Here is a 26,436-nt window from a genome sequence, read left to right as displayed (position 1 = left end):
GATTCAGTATCTTTGCTATTTTTGAACCGAACTATCGCAAAGTCTTCTTAGCGCTTCTAAAAAATAATGAGCCACAGGGCCTAGGCTGTCTATATCTTTATATGAGAGATAAAGTTGGGCAGTACGCTCGTTATTTTTATCAAATGCTAAGTGCTTTAAGCGGCCATCATTTATGTGCTCCGTAATTAAGCTCAGTGGTAACCAAGCAAATCCCATCCCCTTAATGATCATGTCAATCGAGCTTTGCATATGACTAACAGTCCAGCGCTGATTAGCCTCAAGCCAACCTTCGTTCGCTTTATTCTTCTCATTTAAGCGAGATGAGTCTCTAACCACAATTTGCCGATAGCTTTTTAAGTCTTCTAGGGTAAGCGTTCTATTAATAGTATGCAGAGGGTGCTCGGGGCTTGCCACCGCACAAAACTCTATATGGCATAAACTTTCGCTCACTCCTGCCCCCAAAGAACTTGGTGCTATAGCTATTTCCGCATCATCGTTAGTTAGCATTTCGTTAGCACCACCTAAAATAGACTCTAGTAGCTCTATTTGAACTAGTGGAAATTGCTCCGACACGGTTTCTAGAGCTTTATAGAGCAGACCACGAGGAAAAATTTCATCAACCGCAACTTTTAAATGACTTTCAATACCTCGACTTAAAGTTACACCTATGGCTTCAACCTTTTTAGCCTCCTCAATCAGGTAATTTGAGCGGCGTAGAATCATTTTTCCAGCCTCAGTGAGCACTGTTTTTCGGCCCTCCACTGAAAAGAGCTTTACCCCTAATGATTCTTCTATTTTACCTACCGCAGTGTGAATGCTTGATTGACTTTTAAATACGCCCTGCGATGCTTGATTAAAGCCACCGTATTCCACCACCGCTTGAAACATACGCCATTGCTCTAAGGTTATTCGTAGCATTTTAACTTTCCTTTCCGTTGTATATTTACATCCAACAACTAACTAAGCAGATAATTTACCCTCAATATTACACGTTTATAGTGGATGTTTATTAGCAATATTTATAAGAGCATAGTTTCAATTTTTAATGAACTATGAAGCTGTAGCGATATGACTTTTATTATTCCATCATGTGTAGCTAAAAATCGTAGAAGTGTATAGTCGGTTCGTGGAATTGCAGGCCATATCTGCGTGCTTATTCTATCAATTTACAGGCAGGGGCTTATCTTTAGCAGGGGCTACTAATTTTAGGTGGGATAACCAGCTCAGCTAAAATAAGCTGCTCTTGAAATTTACGTGATAATTTGTACATAGGTAAGAATACGTTAAGATTTATAAAGTAGCGCTAAATATATACATATATACAATAGCGCTACCTTTCATGTGACATACTTGCTCTGCATGATTACGATGTAGGAACTCTAGTTTTCAAAGGTATATACTCTTTGTTATCACCTGGCACTGTTGGAAAATGACCATTTTCCCAGTCACTCTTCGCTTGCTCAATACGTGCTTCGCTAAATGAAACAAAGTTCCAGAATAAGTGTGGAACAGGATCAAACTTATCCCCGCCAAGCATAATAAAGCGACCACATTCAACTACGTTGATAACAGTGTCACTTTCATCTAATAATACAAATTCGCCTTCACCGTATGTAACACCGCCCACTTCTACTTTACCGCTTATAGGAAATATCGCGGTTTCTTGTGTCGGGTGTGGTTTTTCAATTTGACTACCTTCACTTGCTGCAATATCGATGTAAAACATCGGTGAATAATTTTTTATAGGAGAGCTCATACCATAGGCCTCGCCGACAATGAGTCGCATCATTACGCCTTCATGCATAAAATGTGGTAACTCATTCTTTTTAACATGCGTAAATGAAGGTTCAATCTCAGCCATATGCTCAGGCAGTGCAATCCAGCACTGCAACCCATTAATTCTATGCGCATTTGCTCGTACTTCGAAGGTTTCACGCTCTGAATGCGTAATACCTTTACCTGCTGTCATCCAATTAACATCACCGGGGTGTATTTCTAAGTTATTCCCGAGTGAATCGCGGTGTAAAATACCTCCTTCGAACAGATAAGTCAGTGTACTCAAGCCAATATGTGGATGGGGTCTTACATTGATCCCCTTTCCTGCAGGAAAGTCACTTGGTCCCATCTGGTCAAAGAAAATAAAAGGGCCTACCATCTTTTTCTCTTTATTAGGTAATACTCGTTTTACAAATAAGCCACCAAGATCATGTTCTACACCGTTTAATACTTTCGCCATAATTTTTGTTCCTATTGTTTTAAACTAGTCGTATGGAAAAAATAGCACTCTTATACCTGAATAGACATAGCAAAAATAATAACAAGTCATTCGTTAAATCAGAATGAGGTTGTGAATTTTACACCTCAAATCACCCACTATCATATTTGTTCGCTTTTATAGAATGCTCCATACTAAATTAACAAATTTCATCTTTCAGCCCCGTAATGAATAATAGGCTCAACTTCTTCGAAAGAAGATCCTAATTAACTAATTACTATATATTGAAAAAAGGAAGCACATCATGACAGCATTACTAAAAAAACTTGTTACGTCTCAAGCTGGGTTTAGCGCACTGGTACTACGTATTCCCGTTGGTATTATCTTTATAGCCCACGGCGCGCAAAAATTATTTGGTGCATTTGGTGGATATGGACTTGAAGGAACAGGGCAATGGATGGAGTCAATAGGTTTAGCGCCAGGATTTATAATGGCTTTATTAGCAGGCAGCGCTGAGTTCTTTGGTGGTTTGTTCTTACTTCTAGGGCTTCTTACTAGACCTGCCGCTATGGCATTAGCAGGTACGATGGTTGTGGCAATTTTTTCAGTCCACTTCGCAAATGGTTTATTTATGGCTAATAATGGCTATGAGTTTGGCCTAGCTTTGCTTGCTGCTAGTGTGTCACTAGGTTTTTCAGGCGCAGGCAAAGTGGCAATCGATAATCTTATTAGCGACAAGCTGTCATAGCAGTCAATTTAACATTGATAATTGCAACGTCTAAGATAAAGTTAGTGATACTCCATACTTAAAAATTAAGGTAAGGAGTATCGCTCTATAAACTTTAAGAGTAACCAAGCTTAATATCCCCGAACTAAGAAATCCACTGGATCCAGAAGCGTCATTGGGCAGTTATCTAAGGGTTTGCTCCATTTATAGTATTCAAATGTAGCCACTATATTTGGTAAATTATCACTCCCAACAGGCGCACAGGATTCAGAGTTACAGGCTGGACAATTTCTTACCACTCTTTCATTAATAAATACTTTATTGCGCTTCCAGTGGGAAACTAGCTCCCCCAGTCTATTTTTTGCAAATAACTTAATATGCTCGATATCACGATTAATACGAGACGCGATTATGACTATTACCTGACTATCAGATATGGACAGTGGTAGCGCTGAAAGCAGTTTTTTAGTGTTTTTTATATTTAATCCACCACCTGTTGATACTAAAAAACTACTTTTGGGTTGTACTTTATACTTTGGTTTTACAATTTCAAACTGTGGCACTAACACTTGAAACTATTTATTTATACATTCAACCTAGCATTACACCTGATAATACAGCTAAATATTTTACTGTTCGTGAAGTTATGCTACTTTCAAGGATAATAAAATAACGGAAAAATAATGCCAATGCCTGACATTAATACCAGCCAATGCCCTTTGTGCCAAAAAGATAACTTATGCGCTGTAGACAGCAGTACACCTTGTTGGTGTGTAAAAAGTGAAATTAAGCACGAATTACTGGCGCAAGTACCGCAACAACTAGCGGGAAAGTCATGTATTTGTAAAAAATGCATCGACAAGTTTAACCTTGATAATATTATCGACAGGTCTTAACAAGTAGCAATAATGTGCTAATATATTTTCAATAAAACTACTTAAACCACTCAATAGCAAAGGAATTTTTGTGTCATATAATAAAAACCAACAAGACACTATATTCAGTACAATAACCACACCTTTAGGTGATGAACTTACCTGGCGTTGGGAAGAAAAACAATCGGCTTTACTAGCTGAATTTTCATGGGAAAAAAAAGACCGTATATTAACTATTTTACGTCGGTTATTGAGTGAAGAGTGGCATAAAAAAAACATTAGAAAAGCGCCAGAATCACTAAAAGCTGAACTTGGAGAGTTAGCTAATCTTAACAAAGAACAACTGATTTTTACCAAGCCAGCGACTGAAGAAACACCCGCACTAGCTGTTATTTGGTGGCCTTGGGGCCATGGTGCAACTTATTCTATGCGCATTAAAATATTAAATAGTAATTATGATGATGCTGCACTAGAACTGGGCAAAGCAAGCCTGATAACGAAAGTTATTCATCGCATAAAATCTAGATAAACATCCTGTTTACTTGTTAGCAAAAAAAACTTCGCTACAATTATCGTAGTTAAGTTCAATTCTGCAGGATGCTCCTATGCTTACATTAACGTTATATTATGCCACTAACAGAAACCATATTGGTGATCGTTGGTCTCCCGACAGTTACGGACAAGACTTTAGCTCAGATCGATCAAATAATTTACGCTTTGGCCGAGTTTCGGTCGATGTTAGCCTCAATAAGATAAAACACTTCCTGAGTAATAAAGTTCATAAGCGCAGTGGCGATGGCGAGGCTTTATCTAGCTATATTGAAGATAAATTAAGAAAAAAACATACTACCTGCGCTTTTAAAGAACCAGAAGACTCCTCACTAGATACAAATGCTGTACTTGCTTCTACCAAGGCATTTATTGCGCTTAAAAAACAAATGGAATTAAAGCGAGATATGGTCGTTTTCATTCATGGTTTTAATGTTGATTGGTTTGAAGCGTTAGCCTCTGCTATGGCGTTAGAATTAATGTTAAACCGCCATTCACAAGATATTGAAGACTTAAAAGATACCAGCGTGTTTCTTTTTACCTGGCCATCAAATGGTAAGATGATGAAAAACAAAGCTTATTTATCTGACCGCAGCGATGCTGAAGATTCTGGCATAGCGGTGGCTCGTGGATTTCTTAAGTTGCGTGACTTTCTCATGACTCTTAGACCTAAAGATAAAGACCCCGAAAAAAAGGAATGTGGTCAACAACTACATTTACTGTGTCATTCAATGGGTAATTATGTTTTACAACATGCTGTAAATTCATTACATGAGGTGAATAATCAGAAAAACTTACCTCAATTATTTCATCACATATTTATGTGTGCTCCTGATGTTGATGATAATATTTTTGAGCTTGACCAGCCAATGGAAAACTTGCATCGATTAGCAAGACAAGTCACGGTTTATTATAACAATGGCGATTTGGCAATGTGTATTTCTGACTACACCAAAGGAAATATAGATAGGTTAGGCCACAATGGTCCCGCGAGACCCCTGCAGTTACATAATAAGATAAATCAACTCAATTGTTCCAATATTGTTTGTGGCATCACTGAACATAGTTATTATTTATGGGCCACGGTTAATGAGGATATAAGACAAAGTATCGATGATACCGACAACAACGATAGCACGCGTAAAAGGGCTCATCAGTCAGCACAAATTTGGTGCTTAACATAGGCCTATTTATTTCAATACTAAGCAGCTTTAATATCACTGTTTAGTATTGAGTTATCAAGCATAAACTAGCCGTTAAGCCAAAAGTGCATGCCAATGCTGGCGACGTAGCCTAAAGCGATAACCGGTGTCCACTTAAGATGGCTAAAGAAAGTATATTGCCCCCGTGCTTGCCCCATTAACGCCACACCAGCTGCTGAGCCGATAGACAGCAAGCTACCACCTACCCCAGCCGTTAATGTCACCAGTAACCACTGCCATTGGCTCATATCCGGTTGCATTGACAATACAGCAAACATTACTGGAATATTATCAACAATGGCTGACAATAGCCCCACGAGAATATTTGCGGTAGTTGCCCCTAACTCACCGTAAATAAAATTCGATGTTAACGTTAAATAACCAATAAACCCTAAACCGCCTACCGCTAAAATCACACCGTAGAAAAAGAACAAGGTATCCCACTCTGCTTTGGCAATTTTATCAAAAATATCAAAATCATCTTCGACAGAATGACTGGTCGGTAAGTCTGATTTATCAATATGAGTATTGTTAAATTCACGCAAGTAATAAGCATATAATTTTAAATATGCTAGTCCGGTCATCATGCCAAATACTGGCGGAATATTTAGAAAATTATGAAAACTAACGGCAGTAATAATGGTCAGCAAAAATAAGCCAACAATAACTAGGCCACCTTTTTTGATTTGTACTGGCGCTGATGATATTGCTGCAGGCCTACCTAAAGGCAAAGCAAATTGCATAATAAATGCTGGCACTAAGTAGTTGACTAATGAAGGCAGGAATAATTTGAAGAAATCTCCAAACTCGACCAGACCTTTCTGCCAAACCATCAAGGTTGTTATGTCGCCGAACGGACTAAAGGCGCCGCCAGCATTTGCTGCTATAACAATATTGACACAGCCAATAGCAATAAATTTAGGCTGATCTTTTCCAACCGCTAAGATAACCGCGCACATGATCAGTGCTGTTGTTAAATTATCGGCAACAGGAGAAATAAAAAATGCCAACATCCCCGTTAACCAAAATAACTTACGATAACTTAAACCTTTAATAATGAGTCTGTCTCGCAAGGCATCAAAAACCTCACGTTCAAGCATGGAGTTGATATAGGTCATCGCCACTAGTAGAAAGAAAAATAACTCAGCGTATTCAAGAAAGTTATGCCTAATTGCGACGGCAGCGGAATGATTATCTCCCATTTGTTGGTAAACAATAGCCACTAAGAACCAAATAACGCCCGCCGCTAACAGCATAGGTTTTGATTTTCGCATGTGCAGTTGTTCTTCAAAAATTACGACAATATAAGCAACAACGAAGATAGCAATAGCAGCATATCCAACCCAATGTTCCGTCAGTGAAATTGTCGCAGTTGCGGCTTCACTTGCCGAAGTATTGAAACAAGTAAAGAGTAGAAGGATGATAGTAAAAATTGGTAATTTCATTGCCTGATACTTATTTTTGCATGTCCTTGTTCTATTAAGACACTATGTCACCAATAAAGTCATTAAAAATAAGCTAACAATATTCAATAAGCCTGCAATAACAAGCTATTGACACTATTTTTTACATTTTCTGAGAACATTCTGGTTTATGTTGCGTCTACCTATGAGATTGTTAAGGAAAGGTATGACTAACTTAATAAAAACCATCGGTACATGTGCAATAACGCTTTTATTCGCTACCAGTTTTACGAGTTTTTCTACCACCTTCGAAGCAGGGAAACACTATCGCGTAGTGGCGGAAAAGAAAACTTCAACACCTGAGTTAACTGAATATTTCTCTTATTACTGACCAGCGTGCCAACCATGGTGGTTAACGGTAAGTATTTAATTGATAGTAAATCATTAGATCGTAGTAATTTTTTTGCAGAATATAACGAATTGGTCGCTTATTTATTTACCCTTTAACGTTTTCGTCACTCTTTCACATCGACGTACATGGATGTACTAATGCCGTGGAGTCATGGATGACTAGGAACGGCCATGTGATCGTGACATACCGTTCTTCGACGTGCATGTTCTTACAGGGAAGTAAGTCATTAGAGTAATGCAGGAGCAATTACCGAGATGAACTAATGCCTCGAAAGACAGGATGTCTGAGAGAGGCCTGAACATAAAAAGCCGAATTTTTTTAATTCGACTTTTAAATTTTCTCACGTTTTATATTAACGACGACGTGGCTTATTAGGCTTAGCCTTGTTTTTATCACCAAAGGCTTTTTGTCGGCCGTGTTTCTTTTGTTGCCCTAACGTATTCTTTCTCGCGGGGGCGTCTTTTTTGGTTAGATCGGGTTCGTAGCCTGGTAGCCATTGTTGCATTAAACGTGTGTCTAATACTTTTTCTACCGCTTCCAACAACCACGTTTCTGACGGGCTCATTAAAGAAATAGCTAAACCTTCATTACCTGCTCGTCCTGTTCGGCCAATACGGTGAATGTAGTCTTCAGCAATATAGGGAAGTTCGTAATTAATAACATAACGTAAATCACTAATGTCGATACCTCGTGCGGCAACATCTGTGGCGACCAACGCCCTAGTTTTACCCGCTTTAAACTCAGCCAAGGCTTTATCACGCGCACCTTGTGATTTATCACCATGTATCGATTGAGTTTTAATGCCGTCTTTAGACATTTCTTTCGCGAGTTCATCAGCGCCAATTTTTGTACGAGTAAAAATAAGCACTTGTTGCCAGTTTTTAGAACCAATTAGAAATGACGTTAGCTCGCGTTTGCGATCGCTGTCCACGGTATAAACAATTTGTTCGACTTTTGTAGCTGCGGTATTACGTTCACTAACTTCAATAAGCTCAGGATCATTAAGTAAAGTTTTGCTGAGTTTGAAAATAGCATCATCAAAAGTGGCTGAAAACAGTAATGTCTGACGCTTGGGCGGTAGCCGATTTAAAATTCGGTCTATTTCATCTTTAAAGCCCATATCTAACATGCGGTCGGCTTCATCAAACACAATAGTTTCGAGATGAATCAATAACACACTGCCTGTAACTATATGATCTAACAAACGGCCAGGCGTGGCGATGAGTATGTCAGCACCTTTCTCTATGGCTTCAATTTGCGGCTTAATACTAACGCCGCCATACGCAACGGCAATATTAAGCTCGGTGTTTTCAGCATAACTAACAAAGCTTTTATACACTTGCTGAGCCAGCTCACGTGTCGGGGTTAATACAAGTGCTCTTATAGGTCTTGCAGCAGGAATATTCTCGCCTAAGCGTTGCAGAATAGGTAAAGCAAACGCAGCGGTTTTACCTGTGCCAGTTTGTGCTCCCGCCATAATGTCTTTATTGGCTAAAATAGCAGGAATGGCCTGCAGCTGAATAGGCGTTGGCTGATCATAGCCTAAGGCTTTAACAGCATCAGTTAATGATTTATCTAATGCTAGGGACGAAAAACTCATGCTTATTTATCGCTTATTAATCGAGTGTTGTTTTTGTTTAAGTTCATGCTCAAGTTCGTCAGGGTAAAAGATTAACCCTTGCTCGTCTTGGCTTGGAAATACCACAATAGCGAGTTCATCATCAGTTAAACCATGAGTCCAACGACTAAACCATTTATTTAAAGAGATAGCCTCAGGTTGGCAAGCTTCCCAACCATCAGTAGCCCAAGCTTGAGCAAACTCTTTATTAGGCCAAACGGGCACACAATCTTCATCTTCCGTGTTGAGCATTACACAGCCGTGCTCATCGGTTAAAATCCATAACTCGCTTTGGCTTACTGCCTCATTGAGGAAGTAAGCGGCTCGTTGTGCATCATCCATTTGCAATATTTGTTTAATTTTATCTGGCTCTAACACATGAAATCCTGAACAAGTTTATTGAGTAACGCTATTCTACAAAAATTTGCATCTCTTCGCCGATCTGTTTACGCATTTCCATTAATTTTTTTGCACTTTCATGCTGCTTTATATCTGCATCTGTTTTTGGTATCCATTCAGGGATACGTTCAGACTGCCCGTTTTGATCAACAGCAACCATGATCACGATACAGTGTGTAGTTAACCGACGATTTAACGACTTAGGATCACAAGCATTAACTTCCAATGCTATATGCATGGAAGAGTTTCCGGTATAAATAACCTTAGCTTCAACTTCAACTAAACTGCCGACATGAATCGGCGCTATAAAACGAATGCCACCGGCATATGCGGTCACACAATAACGGCCACTCCAACCTGCTGCACAGGCGTAAGCTGCTAAATCGATCCATTTCATTACCGCACCACCATGGACTTTACCGCCAAAGTTTACGTCTTGTGGCTCAGCTAAAAATCTTAAGGTTATATCGCGTTGTGGTTGGTTCATTGTTCGTCCTAGTTAGAGTATGTGTACTTATGGGTAATTAGCGCTTAACAGAGCTTACATTACACGATATTTAGCGTTACATTACCACTAGTTATATTATTGTTAGTATTTAAAGGTAAAGCATGAAAATTTGGGTTGATGCCGACTCTTGTCCGGTAGTCATTAAAGAGATCTTGTTTCGAGCAGCAGAGCGCACACAAACACCCACGACATTATTGGCAAATCATTATTTAAAAGTGCCACCTTCAAAGGTGATTAACTTTGTGCAAGTTACCGCTGGCTTTGATGTAGCCGATGATGAAATTGTTAAACGCGCCGAAGCCAATGATTTAGTCATAACGGCAGACATACCTTTAGCTGCAGAAGTGGTTGAAAAAGGTTGTTTAGCACTGAATCCTAGAGGTGAACTCTACACTGAGGCAAATATCCGTCAACGGCTTAACATGCGTGATTTTATGGATACACTGCGCTCTAGCGGTATAGAAACAGGTGGAGCACCACCTATCAGCCAGGGTGATCGACAAGCATTTGCTAACAATCTCGATAAACTGTTAGCGCAAAAATAAAGCGCCCATGCAAATAACAACGGCTAAATTAAATTTAGCCGTTGTTTCAATTGTTACTTAGTTGGATTAATACGACGGCGACCGCCACCATTGCCATCACTATTACCATAAGGGTTACTTGCTGAGCTATTACCTATATGACGACGATTTTTTCCGGTAGGCTTATTACCTCGAGCATTATCACCAGAGCGTTGACCATCTTTATGCTCAGAACCTTCCGATTTAAATTTCTTTGGTTTTTTAGGTTTTAAAGCACGTAAATTACGTGATTCAGGTAAGGCGTGTACAGGTTCAAATCCTGCTACAATTTCTCTTGGAATGTGTGTTTGTATCACATGTTCAACGTCATTAAGTAAATCTATTTCATCCGCACAGACTAATGATACGGCATGACCACTAGAACCTGCTCGGCCTGTACGACCAATACGGTGAACGTAATCTTCAGGCACATTAGGTAATTCAAAATTGACCACTTGTGGTAATTGGTCAATATCGATACCGCGAGCGGCAATATCAGTTGCCACTAGCACGCTAATTTTGCCTTCTTTAAATTGTGCTAACGCTTTAGTCCTGGCGCCTTGGCTTTTATTGCCATGAATAGCAGCGGCTTGAATACCTGCAGCATCTAACTGTTTAGTTAATTTATTTGCACCATGTTTAGTTTTCATAAACACGATAACTTGTTTCCAGTCATTTTCTAGAATTAAATGTGTTAACAACGCTGCTTTTCTGTTTTTATCAACCGAGTAGATCGATTGCTCAACTCTTTCAGCCGTAGTAGTTTTTGGGCTAATTGAAATTTCTACAGGATCATTAACCATGCGCTTTGCAAGCTCACGAATATCAGGAGAAAACGTTGCTGAGAAAAGTAGCGTTTGGCGCGTTTTTGGTAGCAATGATAAAATTTTCTTAATATCACGAAGAAAGCCCATATCTAACATTCTGTCAGCTTCATCAAGAACTAAAATTTCTAATTGATTAAAGCGAACAGCATTTTGATTATAGAGATCTAATAGTCGGCCCGGTGTAGCAACTAAAATATCAACGCCTTCACGTAAACGTTGCATTTGAGGGTTAATTTTAACACCACCAAAAACTACGGTTGATTTTAAAGGTAAGTGCTTACCGTACATTTCTACGTTTTCTGCAATTTGTGCCGCAAGTTCACGAGTTGGCGTAATAATAAGAGTTCGCGCTTGGTTTGGTCGCACTTTATCGCCGCGAGAAAGTAATTCAAGAATTGGTAAAGTAAAACCTGCAGTTTTACCTGTTCCCGTTTGTGCAGCAGCCATAACGTCTTTACCAGCAAGCACAGCAGGAATAGCTTGGGCTTGAATAGGTGAAGGCGTATCGTAACCTTTTTCCGCAATCGCTTTTTGAATGGGGGCAGATAAACCTAACTCGGTAAAACTCATAGAATATACTCTTCTCGCTGGTGGTTTGAGCCAATGTCAAACGGCGGTGCAGAATACAGTATAGACGGCTTTTGTGCAATGGTAGTGCATATACCAAGTTGATTAAATATCTGCCGTTTTTAATAGTAAGAATTTAATTTCTAAGTAAAACTCGCTGTGGTTAGGTGGGGGGAACTTTTAAAAACTAATCTACCTAAAAGACCTTATAGAAAAAGGAAAGCAAAAGGACTGTAGGGGTTGAAACTCGTTATATAAACTAAAAACTTATACCAAATGTAATAAGTTATTGACCAATTTTAAGCGAGGATAAATTGTTCAAGAATACATGTTTATTGTTCCAGACTAAACATAAGTACCTGCATCCCTGCAGGCAAGGCGTTTGATTGATTAGGGCATGGATGCCCGTAAGTAGAACAATGCAGGAGCAATTGTCGAGTAATAGCGGGCGTGTGTGATTGAAAACAACGCAGTTATTGACGATTTAAACCGCCTTAAAATGATCGATTATTTATTTCAATTGGTATTAGTTATAAAAACGAAAAAACAAACGAAAAAAAACCCGTAACTTTCGTTACGGGTTTTTAGAATGATGGTGGAGGGAGGTGGATTCGAACCACCGAAGGCTGAGCCGTCAGATTTACAGTCTGATCCCTTTGGCCACTCGGGAACCCCTCCACAGGGTCGAAAACCCAGCCGAAGCTGGGTATTCTGAAAAGAAGCCTAGCAATGTCCTACTCTCACATGGGAACTCCCACACTACCATCGGCGCTAACACGTTTCACTTCTGAGTTCGGAATGGGATCAGGTGGGGCCATGTCGCTATTGTCGCTAGACAAAAACTTGCTTGTTAATTACCAAATTGAAGGCATTGCTGCAATCGCTTAGATACTCATTGAGTAAACTCAACTCCGTGTCACGCTCATTTGCGGCTTTGTCAATTCGTCACTTACCTGCGCAAGTGATTAACAATTAATAATCTTAGAAAGCTGTAAATACCGTTTGTTGTTCTTAATCTCTTATTCACACAATTGTTATGCGTGATGTGTGTATTCCTACACTTTGTCAAACTTCATACAACTTAAAACCACTTGGGTGTTGTATGGTTAAGCCTCACGGGTAATTAGTATTGGTTAGCTCAATGCCTCGCAGCACTTCCACACCCAACCTATCAACGTTGTAGTCTCCAACGACCCTTTAGGGAGCTTAAAGCTCCAGTGAGAACTCATCTCAAAGCCTGCTTCCCGCTTAGATGCTTTCAGCGGTTATCAGTTCCGAACGTAGCTACCGGGCAATGCTATTGGCATAACAACCCGAACACCAGCGGTTCGTCCACTCCGGTCCTCTCGTACTAGGAGCAGCCCTCTTCAATTCTCAAACGCCCACGGCAGATAGGGACCGAACTGTCTCACGACGTTCTAAACCCAGCTCGCGTACCACTTTAAATGGCGAACAGCCATACCCTTGGGACCGACTTCAGCCCCAGGATGTGATGAGCCGACATCGAGGTGCCAAACACCGCCGTCGATATGAACTCTTGGGCGGTATCAGCCTGTTATCCCCGGAGTACCTTTTATCCGTTGAGCGATGGCCCTTCCATACAGAACCACCGGATCACTATGACCTACTTTCGTACCTGCTCGACGTGTCTGTCTCGCAGTTAAGCTGGCTTATGCCATTGCACTAACCGTACGATGTCCGACCGTACTTAGCCAACCTTCGTGCTCCTCCGTTACTCTTTAGGAGGAGACCGCCCCAGTCAAACTACCCACCAGACAGTGTCCCCAAGCCCGATAAGGGCCCTAGGTTAGAACATCACGCATACAAGGGTGGTATTTCAAGGTTGGCTCCACTTCATCTAGCGACAAAGTTTCAACGCCTCCCACCTATCCTACACATGTAGGAGCAATGTTCACTGTCAAGCTATAGTAAAGGTTCACGGGGTCTTTCCGTCTAGCCGCGGGTATACGGCATCTTAACCGCAATTTCAATTTCACTGAGTCTCGGGTGGAGACAGTGTGGCCATGATTACGCCATTCGTGCAGGTCGGAACTTACCCGACAAGGAATTTCGCTACCTTAGGACCGTTATAGTTACGGCCGCCGTTTACCGGGGCTTCGATCATGAGCTTCTCCGAAGATAACCCAATCAATTAACCTTCCGGCACCGGGCAGGCGTCACACCGTATACGTCATCTTTCGATTTTGCACAGTGCTGTGTTTTTAATAAACAGTTCCAGCCACCTGGTTACTTCGACTCTCCGATGCTTACGCCGCAAGGGCTTCACATTAGAGAGCGTACCTTCTCCCGAAGTTACGGTACTATTTTGCCTAGTTCCTTCACCCGAGTTCTCTCAAGCGCCTTAGTATTCTCTACCTAACCACCTGTGTCGGTTTGGGGTACGGTTCCTATATATCTGAAGCTTAGAAGCTTTTCCTGGAAGCATGGCATCAATGACTTCAACTCCGTAGAGTCTCGTCTCGTATCTCAGCGTTTAAATGAAATCCCGGATTTACCTAAGATAACCGCCTACATACTTTCACACGGACTACCAACGCCGTGCTCACCTAGCCTACTCCGTCCCTCCTTCGCAATATATAGAAGTACAGAAATATTAATCTGTTTCCCATCGACTACGCGTTTCCGCCTCGCCTTAGGGGCCGACTTACCCTGCCCTGATTAACATGGGACAGGAAACCTTGGTCTTTCGGCGGGGGAGTTTTTCACTCCCCTTATCGTTACTCATGTCAGCATTCGCACTTCTGATACCTCCAGCAAGCTTTACAACTCACCTTCAACGGCTTACAGAACGCTCCCCTACCACTTGAACCTAAGTTCAAATCCGCAGCTTCGGTGACTAGTTTAGCCCCGTTACATCTTCCGCGCAGACCGACTCGACTAGTGAGCTATTACGCTTTCTTTAAAGGATGGCTGCTTCTAAGCCAACCTCCTAGCTGTCTATGCCTTTCCACATCGTTTCCCACTTAACTAGTACTTTGGGACCTTAGCTGGCGGTCTGGGTTGTTTCCCTCTTCACAACGGACGTTAGCACCCGTAGTGTGTCTCCCGCATATCACTCATTGGTATTCGGAGTTTGCAAAGGGTTGGTAAGTCGGGATGACCCCCTAGCCTTAACAGTGCTCTACCCCCAATGGTGTTCGTGCGAGGCTCTACCTAAATAGATTTCGGGGAGAACCAGCTATCTCCCGGCTTGATTAGCCTTTCACTCCGACCCACAAGTCATCACCGCATTTTTCAACATACGTGTGTTCGGTCCTCCAGTTGATGTTACTCAACCTTCAACCTGCCCATGGGTAGATCGCCGGGTTTCGGGTCTATACCCTGCAACTAAACGCGCAGTTAACACTCGCTTTCGCTACGGCTCCCCTATTCGGTTAACCTTGCTACAGAATATAAGTCGCTGACCCATTATACAAAAGGTACGCAATCACTAGACTAAATCTAGCTCTCACTGCTTGTACGTATGCGGTTTCAGGTTCTATTTCACTCCCCTCACAGGGGTTCTTTTCGCCTTTCCCTCACGGTACTGGTTCACTATCGGTCAGTTAGGAGTATTTAGCCTTGGAGGATGGTCCCCCATGTTCAGTCAACGTTTCACGTGTGCCGACCTACTCGATTTCATGATAAGTTTATTTTCGTGTACGGGGCTATCACCCTGTATCGCTCTACTTTCCAGTAGATTCCACTAACTTACAAACCACTTAAGGGCTAATTCCCGTTCGCTCGCCGCTACTAAGGAAATCTCGGTTGATTTCTTTTCCTCGGGGTACTTAGATGTTTCAGTTCTCCCGGTTCGCCTCATTAAGCTATGTATTCACTTAATGATACCCGCCTTACGACGGGTGGGTTTCCCCATTCGGATATCTTTGGCTATAACGGTTTTTATCACCTCACCAAAGCTTTTCGCAGATTAACACGTCCTTCATCGCCTCTAACTGCCAAGGCATCCACCACATACGCTTAGTCACTTAACCATACAACCCCAAGTAGTTTCCTATTTGGTACACCGCGGAGACTAATCCACAGCAATTGTAAAGTCTGACATTTTCACGCACACAAAGTGTGTCTTGAATAAGAGTGGTAATAAATTTAACTCGTAAAAGTAAATTTACTACCGGGTTGATTACGTTTCCGAGGAGGACCCGTAATCACCATCATTAACAGGCGATATTCCCATTAATAACAGCTTGGTATTTATAATTTATGAACAACAGCGCGACACCGTGTTCATCATATAAATACCGGTATTTATATCAGCTTTCCAGATTGTTAAAGAACTAAACTTATACGCGCATTCGGTATAAATCTTGGTTTAAAAAACCAAACTTAACTTATCAACTTTGATAGTTTAAGTTTGGTCATTCAATTCTTTTGAAGAAGTAAATGTATTCTTTGTTAATCAAGGCAGTTGGTAGCGACGTGTAGGTTTTCTACACGAGCTGCGAACTAACGCAGAGTAACGAAGAATTGGTAGGTCTGGGCAGACTTGAACTGCCGACCTCACCCTTATCAGGGGTGCGCTCTAACCAGCTGAGCTACAGACCTGCATCGTATCAAACATCGATACTTGTATAATAAGTGGTGGAGCTAAGCAGGATCGAACTGCTGACCTCCTGCGTGCAAGGCAGGCGCTCTCCCAGCTGAGCTATAGCCCCTTATTATACTAGGGTTTACGTTTTCTTCTTCTAATTCGTTATCATGTAATTTGTGTAGACACTCGTAGAACCGAGGTTCTCATTAAGCTGTTTTACTTCAAGATAAGGAGGTGATCCAACCCCAGGTTCCCCTAGGGTTACCTTGTTACGACTTCACCCCAGTCATGAATCACAAAGTGGTGACCGTCCTCCCCGAAGGGTTAAACTAGCCACTTCTTTTGCAACCCACTCCCATGGTGTGACGGGCGGTGTGTACAAGGCCCGGGAACGTATTCACCGTAGCATTCTGATCTACGATTACTAGCGATTCCGACTTCATGGAGTCGAGTTGCAGACTCCAATCCGGACTACGACAAGCTTTGTGGGATTCGCTCCACCTCGCGGTATTGCTGCCCTCTGTACTTGCCATTGTAGCACGTGTGTAGCCCATCCCGTAAGGGCCATGATGACTTGACGTCGTCCCCACCTTCCTCCGGTTTATCACCGGCAGTCTCCTTAGAGTTCCCGACATAACTCGCTGGCAAATAAGGATAGGGGTTGCGCTCGTTGCGGGACTTAACCCAACATTTCACAACACGAGCTGACGACAGCCATGCAGCACCTGTCACAGAGTTCCCGAAGGCACAAGTCTATCTCTAGTCTCTTCTCTGGATGTCAAGGGATGGTAAGGTTCTTCGCGTTGCATCGAATTAAACCACATGCTCCACCGCTTGTGCGGGCCCCCGTCAATTCATTTGAGTTTTAACCTTGCGGCCGTACTCCCCAGGCGGTCAACTTAGCGCGTTAGCTACGCCACCCACAGATCAAGTCTACAGACGGCTAGTTGACATCGTTTACGGCGTGGACTACCAGGGTATCTAATCCTGTTTGCTCCCCACGCTTTCGTGCCTCAGTGTCAGTCTTTGTCCAGGTAGCCGCCTTCGCCACTGATGTTCCTTCCAATCTCTACGCATTTCACCGCTACACTGGAAATTCCACTACCCTCTACAAAACTCTAGCTTGCCAGTTCAAAATGCAGTTCCCAGGTTGAGCCCAGGGCTTTCACATCTTGCTTAACAAACCACCTACGCACGCTTTACGCCCAGTAATTCCGATTAACGCTTGCACCCCTCGTATTACCGCGGCTGCTGGCACGAAGTTAGCCGGTGCTTCTTCTGCGAGTAACGTCACAGCTAGCAGTTATTAACTACTAACCTTTCCTCCTCGCTGAAAGTGCTTTACAACCCGAAGGCCTTCTTCACACACGCGGCATGGCTGCATCAGGCTTTCGCCCATTGTGCAATATTCCCCACTGCTGCCTCCCGTAGGAGTCTGGGCCGTGTCTCAGTCCCAGTGTGGCTGATCATCCTCTCAAACCAGCTAGAGATCGTCGCCTTGGTAAGCCATTACCTTACCAACTAGCTAATCTCACTTGGGCTAATCAATGAGCGAGAGGTGCCGAAGCGTCCCCCCCTTTGGTCCGTAGACGTTATGCGGTATTAGCAGTCGTTTCCAACTGTTGTCCCCCACTCAAAGGCATATTCCCAAGCATTACTCACCCGTCCGCCGCTCGTCAGCAGATAGCAAGCTATCTCTGTTACCGCTCGACTTGCATGTGTTAAGCCTGCCGCCAGCGTTCAATCTGAGCCATGATCAAACTCTTCAATTAAAAATCGTTTGTGATGCTCACCTTAACTCACCGAAGTGAACCAAGAAAAGACATCTGCTCAATGAATTCTGTCGTGTTCTTACCTATCCGACTAAAGAAGGTAAAAACTACATAAAACGTATTATTTAAATCCGAAGACCTAAATGATACTTATTTTTGTGTGACATCATATTAAGCTGTTTTTTTGTTACCCGAAGGTAACTATGTAAAATCAACGTTAATGTGAGTGTCCACACAAATTGCATGATAACTAATTGTTAAAGAACGTTAGTTTAAACTCGAAGTAAAAAACTAACCGAAACAAAATCTCATTCGCTTTGCTTCGTTGCTGCAGGCCTTGCCTGAAGCGAGATGCGCATTCTACGCAACTCAGTTTTAATGTCAACGTTTTATTTGAATTTATTTTAAAAGTTTTTAAAACTTTCAAAACCAACCTTTTAAAACATTACGTTAACCAATTTGGCCTAAACCGCGTTAGATAACTTATTAAAACAGCCCGTTGGGGTTACCCCTTGGAACTGGAGCGCATTTTAGAGATTTCTCGCCTCACGTCAACACCTAAATGCAATTAAATTGCGAAAAGATGTTTGTTTGCTTTTTATTTGTACAAGCCTTACTGTGATTGAGTTTTTAATGTTCAATACGCTGATTAATCGCACGGTTTTATCTGCTTCTACTCATCCCATTAGTCTTGCTTTAGTAGATTAGAATTAAACTATTATCTGAAGAACACTATTTAATGGCTAATTTTTGCTAATATATCTGCATCAATCATTTTAAAATCTTTTATTTATGCATAAAAATAATTTTCGAAGCTATCGTGGCATTACGCCTATATTAGGTAATGCTGTTTATGTAGATGAAACTGCCGTGCTTGTTGGTGACATTACCTTAGGTGATGATACAAGTATTTGGCCTTTAGTTGCTGCAAGAGGCGATGTAAACAAAATTACCATTGGTGCTAGAACCAATATCCAAGATGGTACTGTTTTACATGTCACTCGAAAAAGCGCAAGTAACCCAGATGGTAATCCACTAGTTATAGGCGATGATGTTACTGTCGGTCATAAGTGTATGCTACATGGCTGTGCTTTGGGCGATCGAATATTAGTGGGTATGGGCGCTATTATTATGGATGGTGCTATTGTTGAAGATGATGTTTTTATTGGTGCGGGTAGTTTAGTGCCTCCTAACAAGACACTGAAAAGCGGTTATTTATATGTAGGTAACCCAGTCAAGCAAGCCAGAGTGTTAAAAGAAAGTGAAGCAAACTTTCTCAAACAGTCAGCGATAAACTATGTTGAATTAAAAGAAGAGTACTTGGCTGATATATAGCTAACAATACCGACTACCGCATATCTATATGTATTTCGTTATCTTCTGGCTCGTTTTTCTCGAGCCAGAGCTCTGTTACTTCTTCTAAATCATATTTAGTGCAATTATCAATTTCCGCTAATTGCTTTAACTGCATAGAATGAAAATAGATCGTTATCTTCTGCCCAGACACCTGCCCCGTAAAAGACCAAGCATCATGCTGCTTATTAAAATGTAAATCATCGTTAAATAAAATGGCTTGGTTCATCTGCTTATACTCTTAACTGGTTATGTTAATTGTGCTCTTAACGATTGAAGTATGGGGTCAACATCTGGGTTAATGCCGGTCCATAACTGAAAACTTGCTGCCGCCTGCCCTACTAACATACCTAAACCATCGATAATGTGTACAACGCCAAGTTGCTGCGCTTGCTTTAAGAACGCGGTTGGGTCTTTGCCATAGACCATGTCGTAACAAGTATTTGAGCGTTTAATGGTTTGATCAGAAATTGGCAGGCTATCGCCAGACAACCCTGCCGAAGTCGCATTGATAATAATATCAAATGTAGCTTGTTCAGTATCAGCGAAAGTAATCGCCTGAATAGTATCATTCGGATATTGCTGAGCAATAGCTTGGGCTTTACTTAATGTACGATTAGCAATAGTTAACGATTTAGGAGACTGCTCCAATAGAGATTGCACAACACCTTTTGCAGCACCACCAGCACCCAATAATAAAATTTTACTGTCTTGCAGTTGAACTTGATGTCGCAATAAGTCACTTACCAGGCCAATACCATCGGTTGTATCACCATATATACTGCCTTGTGAAAAAATCAAGGTGTTAACAGCGCCTGCAAGTTTAGCCCGCTCACTTAGTTTATCGCAAAGTGCAAATGCTTGTTCTTTAAATGGCGCGGTGACATTAGCGCCTTTACCATTGTTGGCTATGAGTTTTTGTACGGTTACATCGAATTGATCTAATGCAACCAGCTCACTTTGGTAGTTCATAAGTTGTTTTGATTGCGCAGCAAATTGCTGATGTATAAAAGGAGATTTTGATTGGGCAATTGGATTACCAAATACGCGATATTGATCCATGAGGTTACTAGCTTAAGTGTTTAGCGTTAGATTAACGTAGTTGTTAAACAATGCAAACAAAAAAGCAGTAACGGAGTTACTGCTTTATATAGCAATTATGTCTGGCTAATGGTTTACGTCACAAACAGTGTACATATAATGTAGGCTCTAGGCTCAAGCTGACAGCAGTCTATACCCAGTCTTGTGGCACTAAGTAGTCTTGAAGTTTATCTTCAGCACTATTAGGCTCAGCTTGAAAGTTATACTCCCAACGAGCCAATGGTGGCATCGACATTAGAATTGATTCTGTTCTGCCGCCTGATTGCAAACCAAATAAAGTGCCACGGTCGAAAACTAAGTTAAATTCAACGTAACGGCCGCGACGATATAATTGAAATTGACGGTTATTATCATCAAATGGGGTATCTTTTCGCTTTTCCATCAAAGGTACGTATGCGTCAATAAAACCAGTACCTACTGCTTTGATATAATCAAAGCATTGTTCAAAACCCCATTTATTAAGATCATCAAAAAACAAACCACCCACACCACGTGTTTCATTGCGATGCTTTAAGTAGAAATAATCATCACACCACTTTTTATATTCAGGGTAAACATCATCACCAAAAGGTTGGCAGATATCTTTTGCGGTTTGATGCCAATGTACAACATCTTCTTTAAAAGGATAAAATGGTGTGAGGTCAAAACCGCCACCAAACCACCATACCGGTGCTTCACCTTCTTTTTCAGCAATAAAAAATCTTACGTTGGCATGAGAAGTAGGAATAAAAGGGTTTTTCGGATGAATAACTAATGAAACACCACAAGCTTGCCATTTTCGACCCGCCAATTCTGGGCGGTGTGCGGTTGCAGATGGTGGTAATTTATCTCCAGACACTACAGAAAAATTCACCCCTCCTTGTTCAATAACACTCCCATTGGTTAACACGCGAGTTCTACCACCACCACCTTCTGCGCGCACCCAATTATCTTCAATAAATTTGCCACTACCGTCAGCGGCTTCGAGCGCAGAACAAATTTGATCTTGCAACGCTTTTAAAAATTCTACAACAACATCGATATTTATAGTGCTCATGAGCGAATAACATCTCCAGATAGTGCATCAATAATAGTAGAAGGCTGATCAAAGCCTAGGGTTTTACCTTTAATAATAAAATCAATTTTATCAGCAAGTTCGTTAGGAATTTCTTGCCAAGTTTTTGCTGGGGGTTTGCCACTTAAGTTAGCACTGGTAGAAACAATAGGTTTATTAGTTGCTAAACAAAGGGCAACTACGTCTGGTTGACTAGTAACACGAACTGCAATAGTGTCAAAACGGCCAGTCAATAAATTAGAGGTGTCTGGATTTTTAGCCACAATTTGCGTAATGCCATCAGGCCAGCGTGATAACACGGCAAAGCGTTTATCTTGAGGTATTTTACTGTCATCTATATAAGGTAAAAGCTGTGAGTAGTTACCCGCAAGTAATATTAAGCCCTTATCTGCTGGTCTTGATTTGATCGACAATAGTTTGTTAATCGCCTCATCATTATCAGGATCACAGCCCAAGCCAAATACGGCTTCTGTTGGGTAAGCTAAAATACCGCCCTGTTGAAATGTTTCTAACGCTGTAGTCATAACGTGTAGCTAATGCCAATGAATGAAAATAATTAGAGGGTGATTATACGTTTTTTTACAGGTTCTGTATTTAATTTGAAAAAAATCACGATTAATACTCGCTACTTGTTTGTTTTAATTAATAGTTTTATGATTATTAAAAAATATAATTCAAATTTTTCACAATCTTTATCTCGAAGGAACGGTATAAATACAAAATGGACTTATCTCAATGAATAATATTTATTTGGCTATATTTCCTACTTCTTTCGAAACAACTTATGTAAGACAAGGGAATAAATTACCATGAAGTTAGCACAATATTTTTTGTTAATTCTTTTAGGATTTTTAATTAATCCGACATTATCAGCCAATAATTGGGAAAACCTATTTGATCATTCTCAATATAATAATGCCAAAATATCTCCTGATGGTGAGCACCTAGCACTATCTGTACGTCATGAAGACCGTGTAATTCTGCTATTTTTAGAGCGTGAAACGATGAAGACTGTTGGGACAGTCTCTTTTCGAGCTAACTATGAACCCGGCAAATTTTATTGGGTAAATAATGAGCGTGTAGTTATTCAGTTAGTTAAGCGTATTTATTCAAGGGAATTACCCGTATCTTATGGCGAGTTGTATGCGGTGAACCTTGATGGAAACAAAGGTGAGATGATATTTGGTATGCAAGCAGGCGATAGTCAAACCGCTAGAGGCCTTAGAAAGAAAGAAGCCACATTAAGCTGGGGAACGATTATTGATACTCTTCCCGATGATGATAAACATATATTAGTCAGTTCAACTCCTATGAGTAATACAGGAGAGCGAATGGCTTCAGCACTAAAACTTAATGTTTATAACGGTATTGTTAAAAAAAATTACGGTAAAGCTCCCATATCGTTTGCTACGTTTTTAGCTAATAGCGATGACAAACCAGTAATCGTCTCAGGTCTAGACAAAAACAACGACATTAAAATTTATTTAAAAGAGAAAGATGGCTGGAAAATACTACCTGAGGGCACAGTAGGCGATAAAGTAACCCCTTTATCGATTAGTGAATCTGGTAAGTATTTGTACACTATCGATAACTATCGACAAGAGCGCCATGGCGTTTTTAAACTCAATTTAGAAAATTATTCCTATACCAGTATTTTTACTGACAAGGCTGTTGATATAACAGATATAGAAATGTCTACGGATGAACAAACGGCATACGCTATAAGAGTCGACGAAGACTATCCTGCTTACATTATGCTTAACAAAAAAAATGAAGAAGCGATCACATTCAAAATGCTATTACAGTCATTTCCTTATAGTAAAGTTAACATCACTAGCCGCACTCGAGATAATAGCTTCTATATTGTCTCTGTATCTTCGGATATAGATCCAGGTAGCCTTTATCTATTCGATAAAAATAAAAATACGGCTCGCTTACTTTTTAAATATTCATCTGATATTCAAAGCAAAGATTTACAAACAATGGAACCCATTAAGTTAACGGCTACTGATGGCACAACTATAAGCGGTTATTTTACTGCAGCTAAGACATCAAAAACAGACCAGCCAGCGCCATTAGTTGTTATGGTCCATGGCGGTCCACATGGTGTTCGTGACTATTGGGGATTTTCAAGCACCGTGCAGTATTTAGCATTAAACGGTTATTCTGTGTTACAAGTAAACTACCGCGGATCGGGGGGGTATGGTCGCAACTTTGAAATTTCGGGTCATCAAGCTTGGGGAACGTTAATCCAACAAGATATTTACGATGCTTACCAATGGTTAATAAAAAACAATAAAGCTAGCGAAAATAGCGCATGTATTATGGGTGCAAGCTTTGGGGCTTACTCTGCGATTCAAAGTGCTGCACTTTACCCAAAAACGTATAAATGCGCTATCGCAAATGCCGGCATTTATGATTTAGAGCTTATGTTTGAGGAAGGTGATATTAAAGATAGAAGATCAGGACTAAGCTATTTAAAAATGGCACTAGGTACTGATAGTGAAAAGTTAAAAAGTATGTCACCTGTTAACTATGTAGAAAAAATAGAGATCCCACTATTGTTAGCACATGGTGAAGATGATGAACGTGCACCATTCGAGCATGCTGAACGTTTACGTGAAGCGTTAGACAAAAACAATAAAAATTATGAATGGTTCGTCGTTGATAAAGAAGGTCACGGTTTTTATAACCCAGATAACCAAAAAGCTTACATGAGGAAGGTTTTACACTTCTTAGATGAGCACTTAAAATAATTCGTTATTGATAACTTACTCATTTAAAAGGCTAACAAATGTTAGCCTTTTAAATATCGATTTTTACGTAGATTCAAACAAGTCTTTAACCTTCTGACGTAATACAAACTTCTGTACCTTGCCAGTTGAGGTTTTAGGCAACTCACTAAAAACAATGGTTTTTGGTACTTTAAAGCCTGCCATATGATCACGACAATGCTGTATAACCTCTTGTTCTGTAATGCTTTGTCCGTTCTTTAAACCGACAAAGGCACAGGGTGTTTCACCCCATTTGTCATCTTTTTTGGCGACAACTGCCGCTTCTAAAATAGCAGGGTGCATATAAAGTACACCTTCTATTTCAACTGATGAAATATTTTCCCCCCCGAAATGATAATATCTTTAGAACGGTCGCGGATCTCAATATAGCCATCAGGGTGCTTAACCGCTAAGTCTCCTGAGTGAAACCAACCATCAGCAAAAGCTTCTTCTGTCGTTTTTTCGTTTTTCAAATACCCTTTCATGGTGGTATTGCCACGAAACATTATTTCTCCCATAGTTTCGCCATCAGCAGGTACTGGCTCCATAGTGCTAGGGTCAAGCACATCAACATCTTCTTGTGTTGGGTAACGAACACCTTGACGGGCTTTTAACGCTGCTCGTTCATCATCACTTTTGTCATTCCATTCATCTTTCCATTCGCTAACGACACAGGGACCATAAACTTCAGTTAAGCCATAACTTTGTGTGATTTCAATACCAAGGCTTTCAATGCCTTTAATCACGGCCGCTGGTGGTGGTGCGCCGGCAGTCATGGCTTTAATATTTTTAGGTAACTTAGTTAGCAATTCTTCATCTGCATTTAAAATCATATTAAGTACTATAGGCGCACCACAAAAGTGAGTAACTTTATGATCTATCATGGCATTAACAACAGCCTCTACCTCTACTTGTCTCAAACAGACTTGCGTACCTCCAACAGCCACTATGGTCCAAGGAAAACACCAACCATTACAGTGGAACATGGGTAAGGTCCATAGGTAATTTGTTTTGTTGTTTGTTGGCCAAATAAAATTATGCCCGATAGAGTTCAAGTAAGCGCCACGATGCGAATAAACCACGCCTTTGGGATTACCTGTAGTGCCCGAAGTATAATTTAATGCCAATGCTTGCCATTCATCCTGTACGAAAGATTGGCTAAAATTCTCATCACCTTGAGCAAGTAATTCGTTATATTCCATCGACCCAAGCCTATCGCCGCCAGGGCCTTCAATATCATCAATATCTATGACTAGAGGTTTACGCGATGAAAGCGCAAGTGCTTCTTCAATAACACATGAAAATGCCGTATCCGTTAGCAATACATCACATTCGCCATGATCTAATATAAAAGCAATATTCGCTGCATCAAGTCGAATATTGATAGCATTAAGTACCGCGCCTATTTGTGGTACAGCGAAATGTGCATCGAGAAATTGGGGAATGTTAGCCGCCATAATACTAACTGTTTGTCCTGGTTTAACACCAAATTTAATAAGTCCCGACGCCAAGCGACGAACATTTTTACGGTATTGCTGATAAGTAATCTGTTGCTTGCCGTGAATAATCGCAACTTTGTCTGGATAGACATCCGCGGTACGATTTAAAAAGTTAATTGGCGTAAGTGGCTGACTATTCGCCGCGACTTTATCCAAGCCTTGGTTATATATATTACTCATGACCTTCCTCTTCTGTTTAGCGCAATGACCTTTAATAACAAGCGGACTAAATGATTGATCCGTTTTTATCACATCACATTTTAGCTACATTCGGCGTTTATAAATAAAAATTATCATACGCCAAAAATACAATTAAAAAATTATCCTTTGGTCTATATCTTAGTAAAGTATTTTTCATTCAAAAGATCACGTGACAGATTTCTCGTTTCAGAATATTTATAAACACGTTATAATCTCAAATTATATTTCACCTAATCGTTAAGTCAGTCCGCTAGCTATAACGTAG

At 40.8% G+C, this 26,436-nt stretch carries 22 protein-coding genes, 3 tRNA genes and 3 rRNA genes; 8 read left to right on the top strand and 20 right to left on the bottom strand.

What is annotated here, in order from left to right; translation table 11 throughout:
• Positions 1–15: 15 nt before the first annotated feature.
• Both A3Q33_RS08575 and A3Q33_RS08570 read right to left on the bottom strand, forming a co-directional pair.
• Positions 16–918 (bottom strand): LysR family transcriptional regulator, encoded by a 903-nt coding sequence (locus A3Q33_RS08575; protein WP_081179585.1) that lies wholly within the window; start codon positions 916–918, stop codon positions 16–18.
• A gap of 445 nt (positions 919–1,363) precedes the next feature.
• Positions 1,364–2,236, bottom strand: coding sequence for a pirin family protein (locus A3Q33_RS08570; protein WP_081179584.1), 873 nt, complete (start codon positions 2,234–2,236; stop codon positions 1,364–1,366).
• 283 nt (positions 2,237–2,519) lie between these two features.
• Here A3Q33_RS08570 and A3Q33_RS08565 point away from each other — a divergent pair, with 283 nt between their 5' ends.
• Entirely contained in the window at positions 2,520–2,963 is a 444-nt protein-coding gene (locus A3Q33_RS08565) for a DoxX family protein (RefSeq protein ID WP_081179583.1), read from the top strand.
• A gap of 110 nt (positions 2,964–3,073) precedes the next feature.
• Here A3Q33_RS08565 and A3Q33_RS08560 read toward each other — a convergent pair whose 3' ends face one another.
• Positions 3,074–3,511: a hypothetical protein gene (locus A3Q33_RS08560; protein WP_155866735.1), complete on the bottom strand. Its 438-nt coding sequence runs from the start codon at positions 3,509–3,511 to the stop codon at positions 3,074–3,076.
• Between the two features lie 114 nt (positions 3,512–3,625).
• On the opposite strand from A3Q33_RS08560, the gene A3Q33_RS08555 reads away from it, so the two are divergent.
• The 3 genes from A3Q33_RS08555 (at position 3,626) to A3Q33_RS08545 (ending at position 5,550) form a co-directional block, all read left to right on the top strand.
• Positions 3,626–3,838, top strand: a complete 213-nt coding sequence (locus tag A3Q33_RS08555; RefSeq protein ID WP_081179581.1) for a cysteine-rich CWC family protein — start codon at positions 3,626–3,628, stop codon at positions 3,836–3,838.
• 70 nt (positions 3,839–3,908) lie between these two features.
• Positions 3,909–4,346: a hypothetical protein gene (locus A3Q33_RS08550; protein ID WP_081179580.1), complete on the top strand. Its 438-nt coding sequence runs from the start codon at positions 3,909–3,911 to the stop codon at positions 4,344–4,346.
• Positions 4,347–4,422: 76 nt separating this feature from the next.
• On the top strand, positions 4,423–5,550 hold the full coding sequence (locus A3Q33_RS08545) for an alpha/beta hydrolase (protein ID WP_081179579.1): 1,128 nt from the start codon (positions 4,423–4,425) through the stop codon (positions 5,548–5,550).
• 65 nt (positions 5,551–5,615) lie between these two features.
• Here the strand turns inward: A3Q33_RS08545 and nhaD are convergent, their stop codons facing one another.
• On the bottom strand, positions 5,616–7,013 hold the full coding sequence (gene nhaD / locus A3Q33_RS08540) for a sodium:proton antiporter NhaD (RefSeq protein ID WP_081179578.1): 1,398 nt from the start codon (positions 7,011–7,013) through the stop codon (positions 5,616–5,618).
• Positions 7,014–7,197: 184 nt separating this feature from the next.
• Between nhaD and A3Q33_RS20590 the strand changes: the two genes are divergently transcribed.
• Complete coding sequence (locus tag A3Q33_RS20590) at positions 7,198–7,362, top strand: hypothetical protein (protein ID WP_155866734.1); 165 nt, start codon at positions 7,198–7,200, stop codon at positions 7,360–7,362.
• Positions 7,363–7,735: 373 nt separating this feature from the next.
• Here A3Q33_RS20590 and A3Q33_RS08535 read toward each other — a convergent pair whose 3' ends face one another.
• The 3 genes from A3Q33_RS08535 to A3Q33_RS08525 form a co-directional block, all read right to left on the bottom strand.
• On the bottom strand, positions 7,736–8,983 hold the full coding sequence (locus A3Q33_RS08535; protein ID WP_081179577.1) for a DEAD/DEAH box helicase: 1,248 nt from the start codon (positions 8,981–8,983) through the stop codon (positions 7,736–7,738).
• 6 nt (positions 8,984–8,989) lie between these two features.
• Positions 8,990–9,343: a DUF2750 domain-containing protein gene (locus A3Q33_RS08530; RefSeq protein WP_081182430.1), complete on the bottom strand. Its 354-nt coding sequence runs from the start codon at positions 9,341–9,343 to the stop codon at positions 8,990–8,992.
• A 67-nt stretch (positions 9,344–9,410) separates the two neighbouring features.
• On the bottom strand, positions 9,411–9,887 hold the full coding sequence (locus tag A3Q33_RS08525; RefSeq protein WP_081150576.1) for an acyl-CoA thioesterase: 477 nt from the start codon (positions 9,885–9,887) through the stop codon (positions 9,411–9,413).
• 122 nt (positions 9,888–10,009) lie between these two features.
• Here A3Q33_RS08525 and A3Q33_RS08520 point away from each other — a divergent pair, with 122 nt between their 5' ends.
• Complete coding sequence (locus A3Q33_RS08520) at positions 10,010–10,453, top strand: YaiI/YqxD family protein (RefSeq protein ID WP_081150578.1); 444 nt, start codon at positions 10,010–10,012, stop codon at positions 10,451–10,453.
• Positions 10,454–10,506: 53 nt separating this feature from the next.
• Here the strand turns inward: A3Q33_RS08520 and A3Q33_RS08515 are convergent, their stop codons facing one another.
• The 7 genes from A3Q33_RS08515 to A3Q33_RS08485 all read right to left on the bottom strand — a co-directional run bounded on the left by A3Q33_RS08515 (position 10,507) and on the right by A3Q33_RS08485 (position 18,189).
• Positions 10,507–11,868, bottom strand: coding sequence for a DEAD/DEAH box helicase (locus A3Q33_RS08515; protein WP_081179576.1), 1,362 nt, complete (start codon positions 11,866–11,868; stop codon positions 10,507–10,509).
• A 590-nt stretch (positions 11,869–12,458) separates the two neighbouring features.
• Positions 12,459–12,543 (bottom strand) — tRNA-Tyr (locus tag A3Q33_RS08510).
• A 43-nt stretch (positions 12,544–12,586) separates the two neighbouring features.
• Positions 12,587–12,701: ribosomal RNA gene (gene rrf, locus A3Q33_RS08505) — 5S ribosomal RNA — on the bottom strand.
• A gap of 266 nt (positions 12,702–12,967) precedes the next feature.
• A 23S ribosomal RNA gene (locus tag A3Q33_RS08500) occupies positions 12,968–15,860 on the bottom strand.
• A gap of 494 nt (positions 15,861–16,354) precedes the next feature.
• A tRNA-Ile gene (locus A3Q33_RS08495) sits at positions 16,355–16,431 on the bottom strand.
• 34 nt (positions 16,432–16,465) lie between these two features.
• Positions 16,466–16,541 (bottom strand) — tRNA-Ala (locus A3Q33_RS08490).
• A gap of 103 nt (positions 16,542–16,644) precedes the next feature.
• Positions 16,645–18,189, bottom strand: a 16S ribosomal RNA gene (locus A3Q33_RS08485).
• Together the 16S, 23S and 5S rRNA genes with 3 tRNA genes alongside form the textbook arrangement of a ribosomal RNA operon.
• A 792-nt stretch (positions 18,190–18,981) precedes the next feature.
• On the opposite strand from A3Q33_RS08485, the gene A3Q33_RS08480 reads away from it, so the two are divergent.
• Positions 18,982–19,524 (top strand): gamma carbonic anhydrase family protein, encoded by a 543-nt coding sequence (locus A3Q33_RS08480; RefSeq protein WP_081179575.1) that lies wholly within the window; start codon positions 18,982–18,984, stop codon positions 19,522–19,524.
• Positions 19,525–19,537: 13 nt separating this feature from the next.
• Here A3Q33_RS08480 and A3Q33_RS08475 read toward each other — a convergent pair whose 3' ends face one another.
• The 4 genes from A3Q33_RS08475 to tsaC all read right to left on the bottom strand — a co-directional run bounded on the left by A3Q33_RS08475 (position 19,538) and on the right by tsaC (position 22,221).
• On the bottom strand, positions 19,538–19,771 hold the full coding sequence (locus tag A3Q33_RS08475) for a hypothetical protein (protein ID WP_081179574.1): 234 nt from the start codon (positions 19,769–19,771) through the stop codon (positions 19,538–19,540).
• A gap of 20 nt (positions 19,772–19,791) precedes the next feature.
• Entirely contained in the window at positions 19,792–20,604 is an 813-nt protein-coding gene (gene aroE / locus A3Q33_RS08470) for a shikimate dehydrogenase (RefSeq protein ID WP_081179573.1), read from the bottom strand.
• A 169-nt stretch (positions 20,605–20,773) separates the two neighbouring features.
• The gene (hemF, locus tag A3Q33_RS08465; RefSeq protein WP_081179572.1) at positions 20,774–21,679 is read right to left on the bottom strand and encodes an oxygen-dependent coproporphyrinogen oxidase; all 906 of its coding nucleotides are present in this window, start codon (positions 21,677–21,679) and stop codon (positions 20,774–20,776) included.
• Positions 21,676–22,221: an L-threonylcarbamoyladenylate synthase type 1 TsaC gene (gene tsaC, locus A3Q33_RS08460; protein WP_081179571.1), complete on the bottom strand. Its 546-nt coding sequence runs from the start codon at positions 22,219–22,221 to the stop codon at positions 21,676–21,678. Before tsaC ends, hemF begins: the two co-directional genes overlap by 4 nt.
• Before the next feature lie 285 nt (positions 22,222–22,506).
• Between tsaC and A3Q33_RS08455 the strand changes: the two genes are divergently transcribed.
• The gene (locus tag A3Q33_RS08455) at positions 22,507–24,453 is read left to right on the top strand and encodes an alpha/beta hydrolase family protein (protein WP_081179570.1); all 1,947 of its coding nucleotides are present in this window, start codon (positions 22,507–22,509) and stop codon (positions 24,451–24,453) included.
• A 63-nt stretch (positions 24,454–24,516) separates the two neighbouring features.
• On the opposite strand, the gene A3Q33_RS20825 is transcribed toward A3Q33_RS08455, so the two are convergent.
• Both A3Q33_RS20825 and A3Q33_RS08450 read right to left on the bottom strand, forming a co-directional pair.
• Positions 24,517–24,774, bottom strand: a complete 258-nt coding sequence (locus A3Q33_RS20825) for an AMP-binding enzyme (RefSeq protein ID WP_231295812.1) — start codon at positions 24,772–24,774, stop codon at positions 24,517–24,519.
• 14 nt (positions 24,775–24,788) lie between these two features.
• Positions 24,789–26,150: an AMP-binding protein gene (locus A3Q33_RS08450; RefSeq protein WP_231295811.1), complete on the bottom strand. Its 1,362-nt coding sequence runs from the start codon at positions 26,148–26,150 to the stop codon at positions 24,789–24,791.
• Positions 26,151–26,436: the final 286 nt, after the last annotated feature.

Source organism: Colwellia sp. PAMC 21821 (assembly GCF_002077175.1).
GTDB lineage: Bacteria > Pseudomonadota > Gammaproteobacteria > Enterobacterales > Alteromonadaceae > Cognaticolwellia.
Note: the sequence above shows the minus strand (reverse complement) of the source record. Positions and strands in the feature narration are given on the sequence as shown.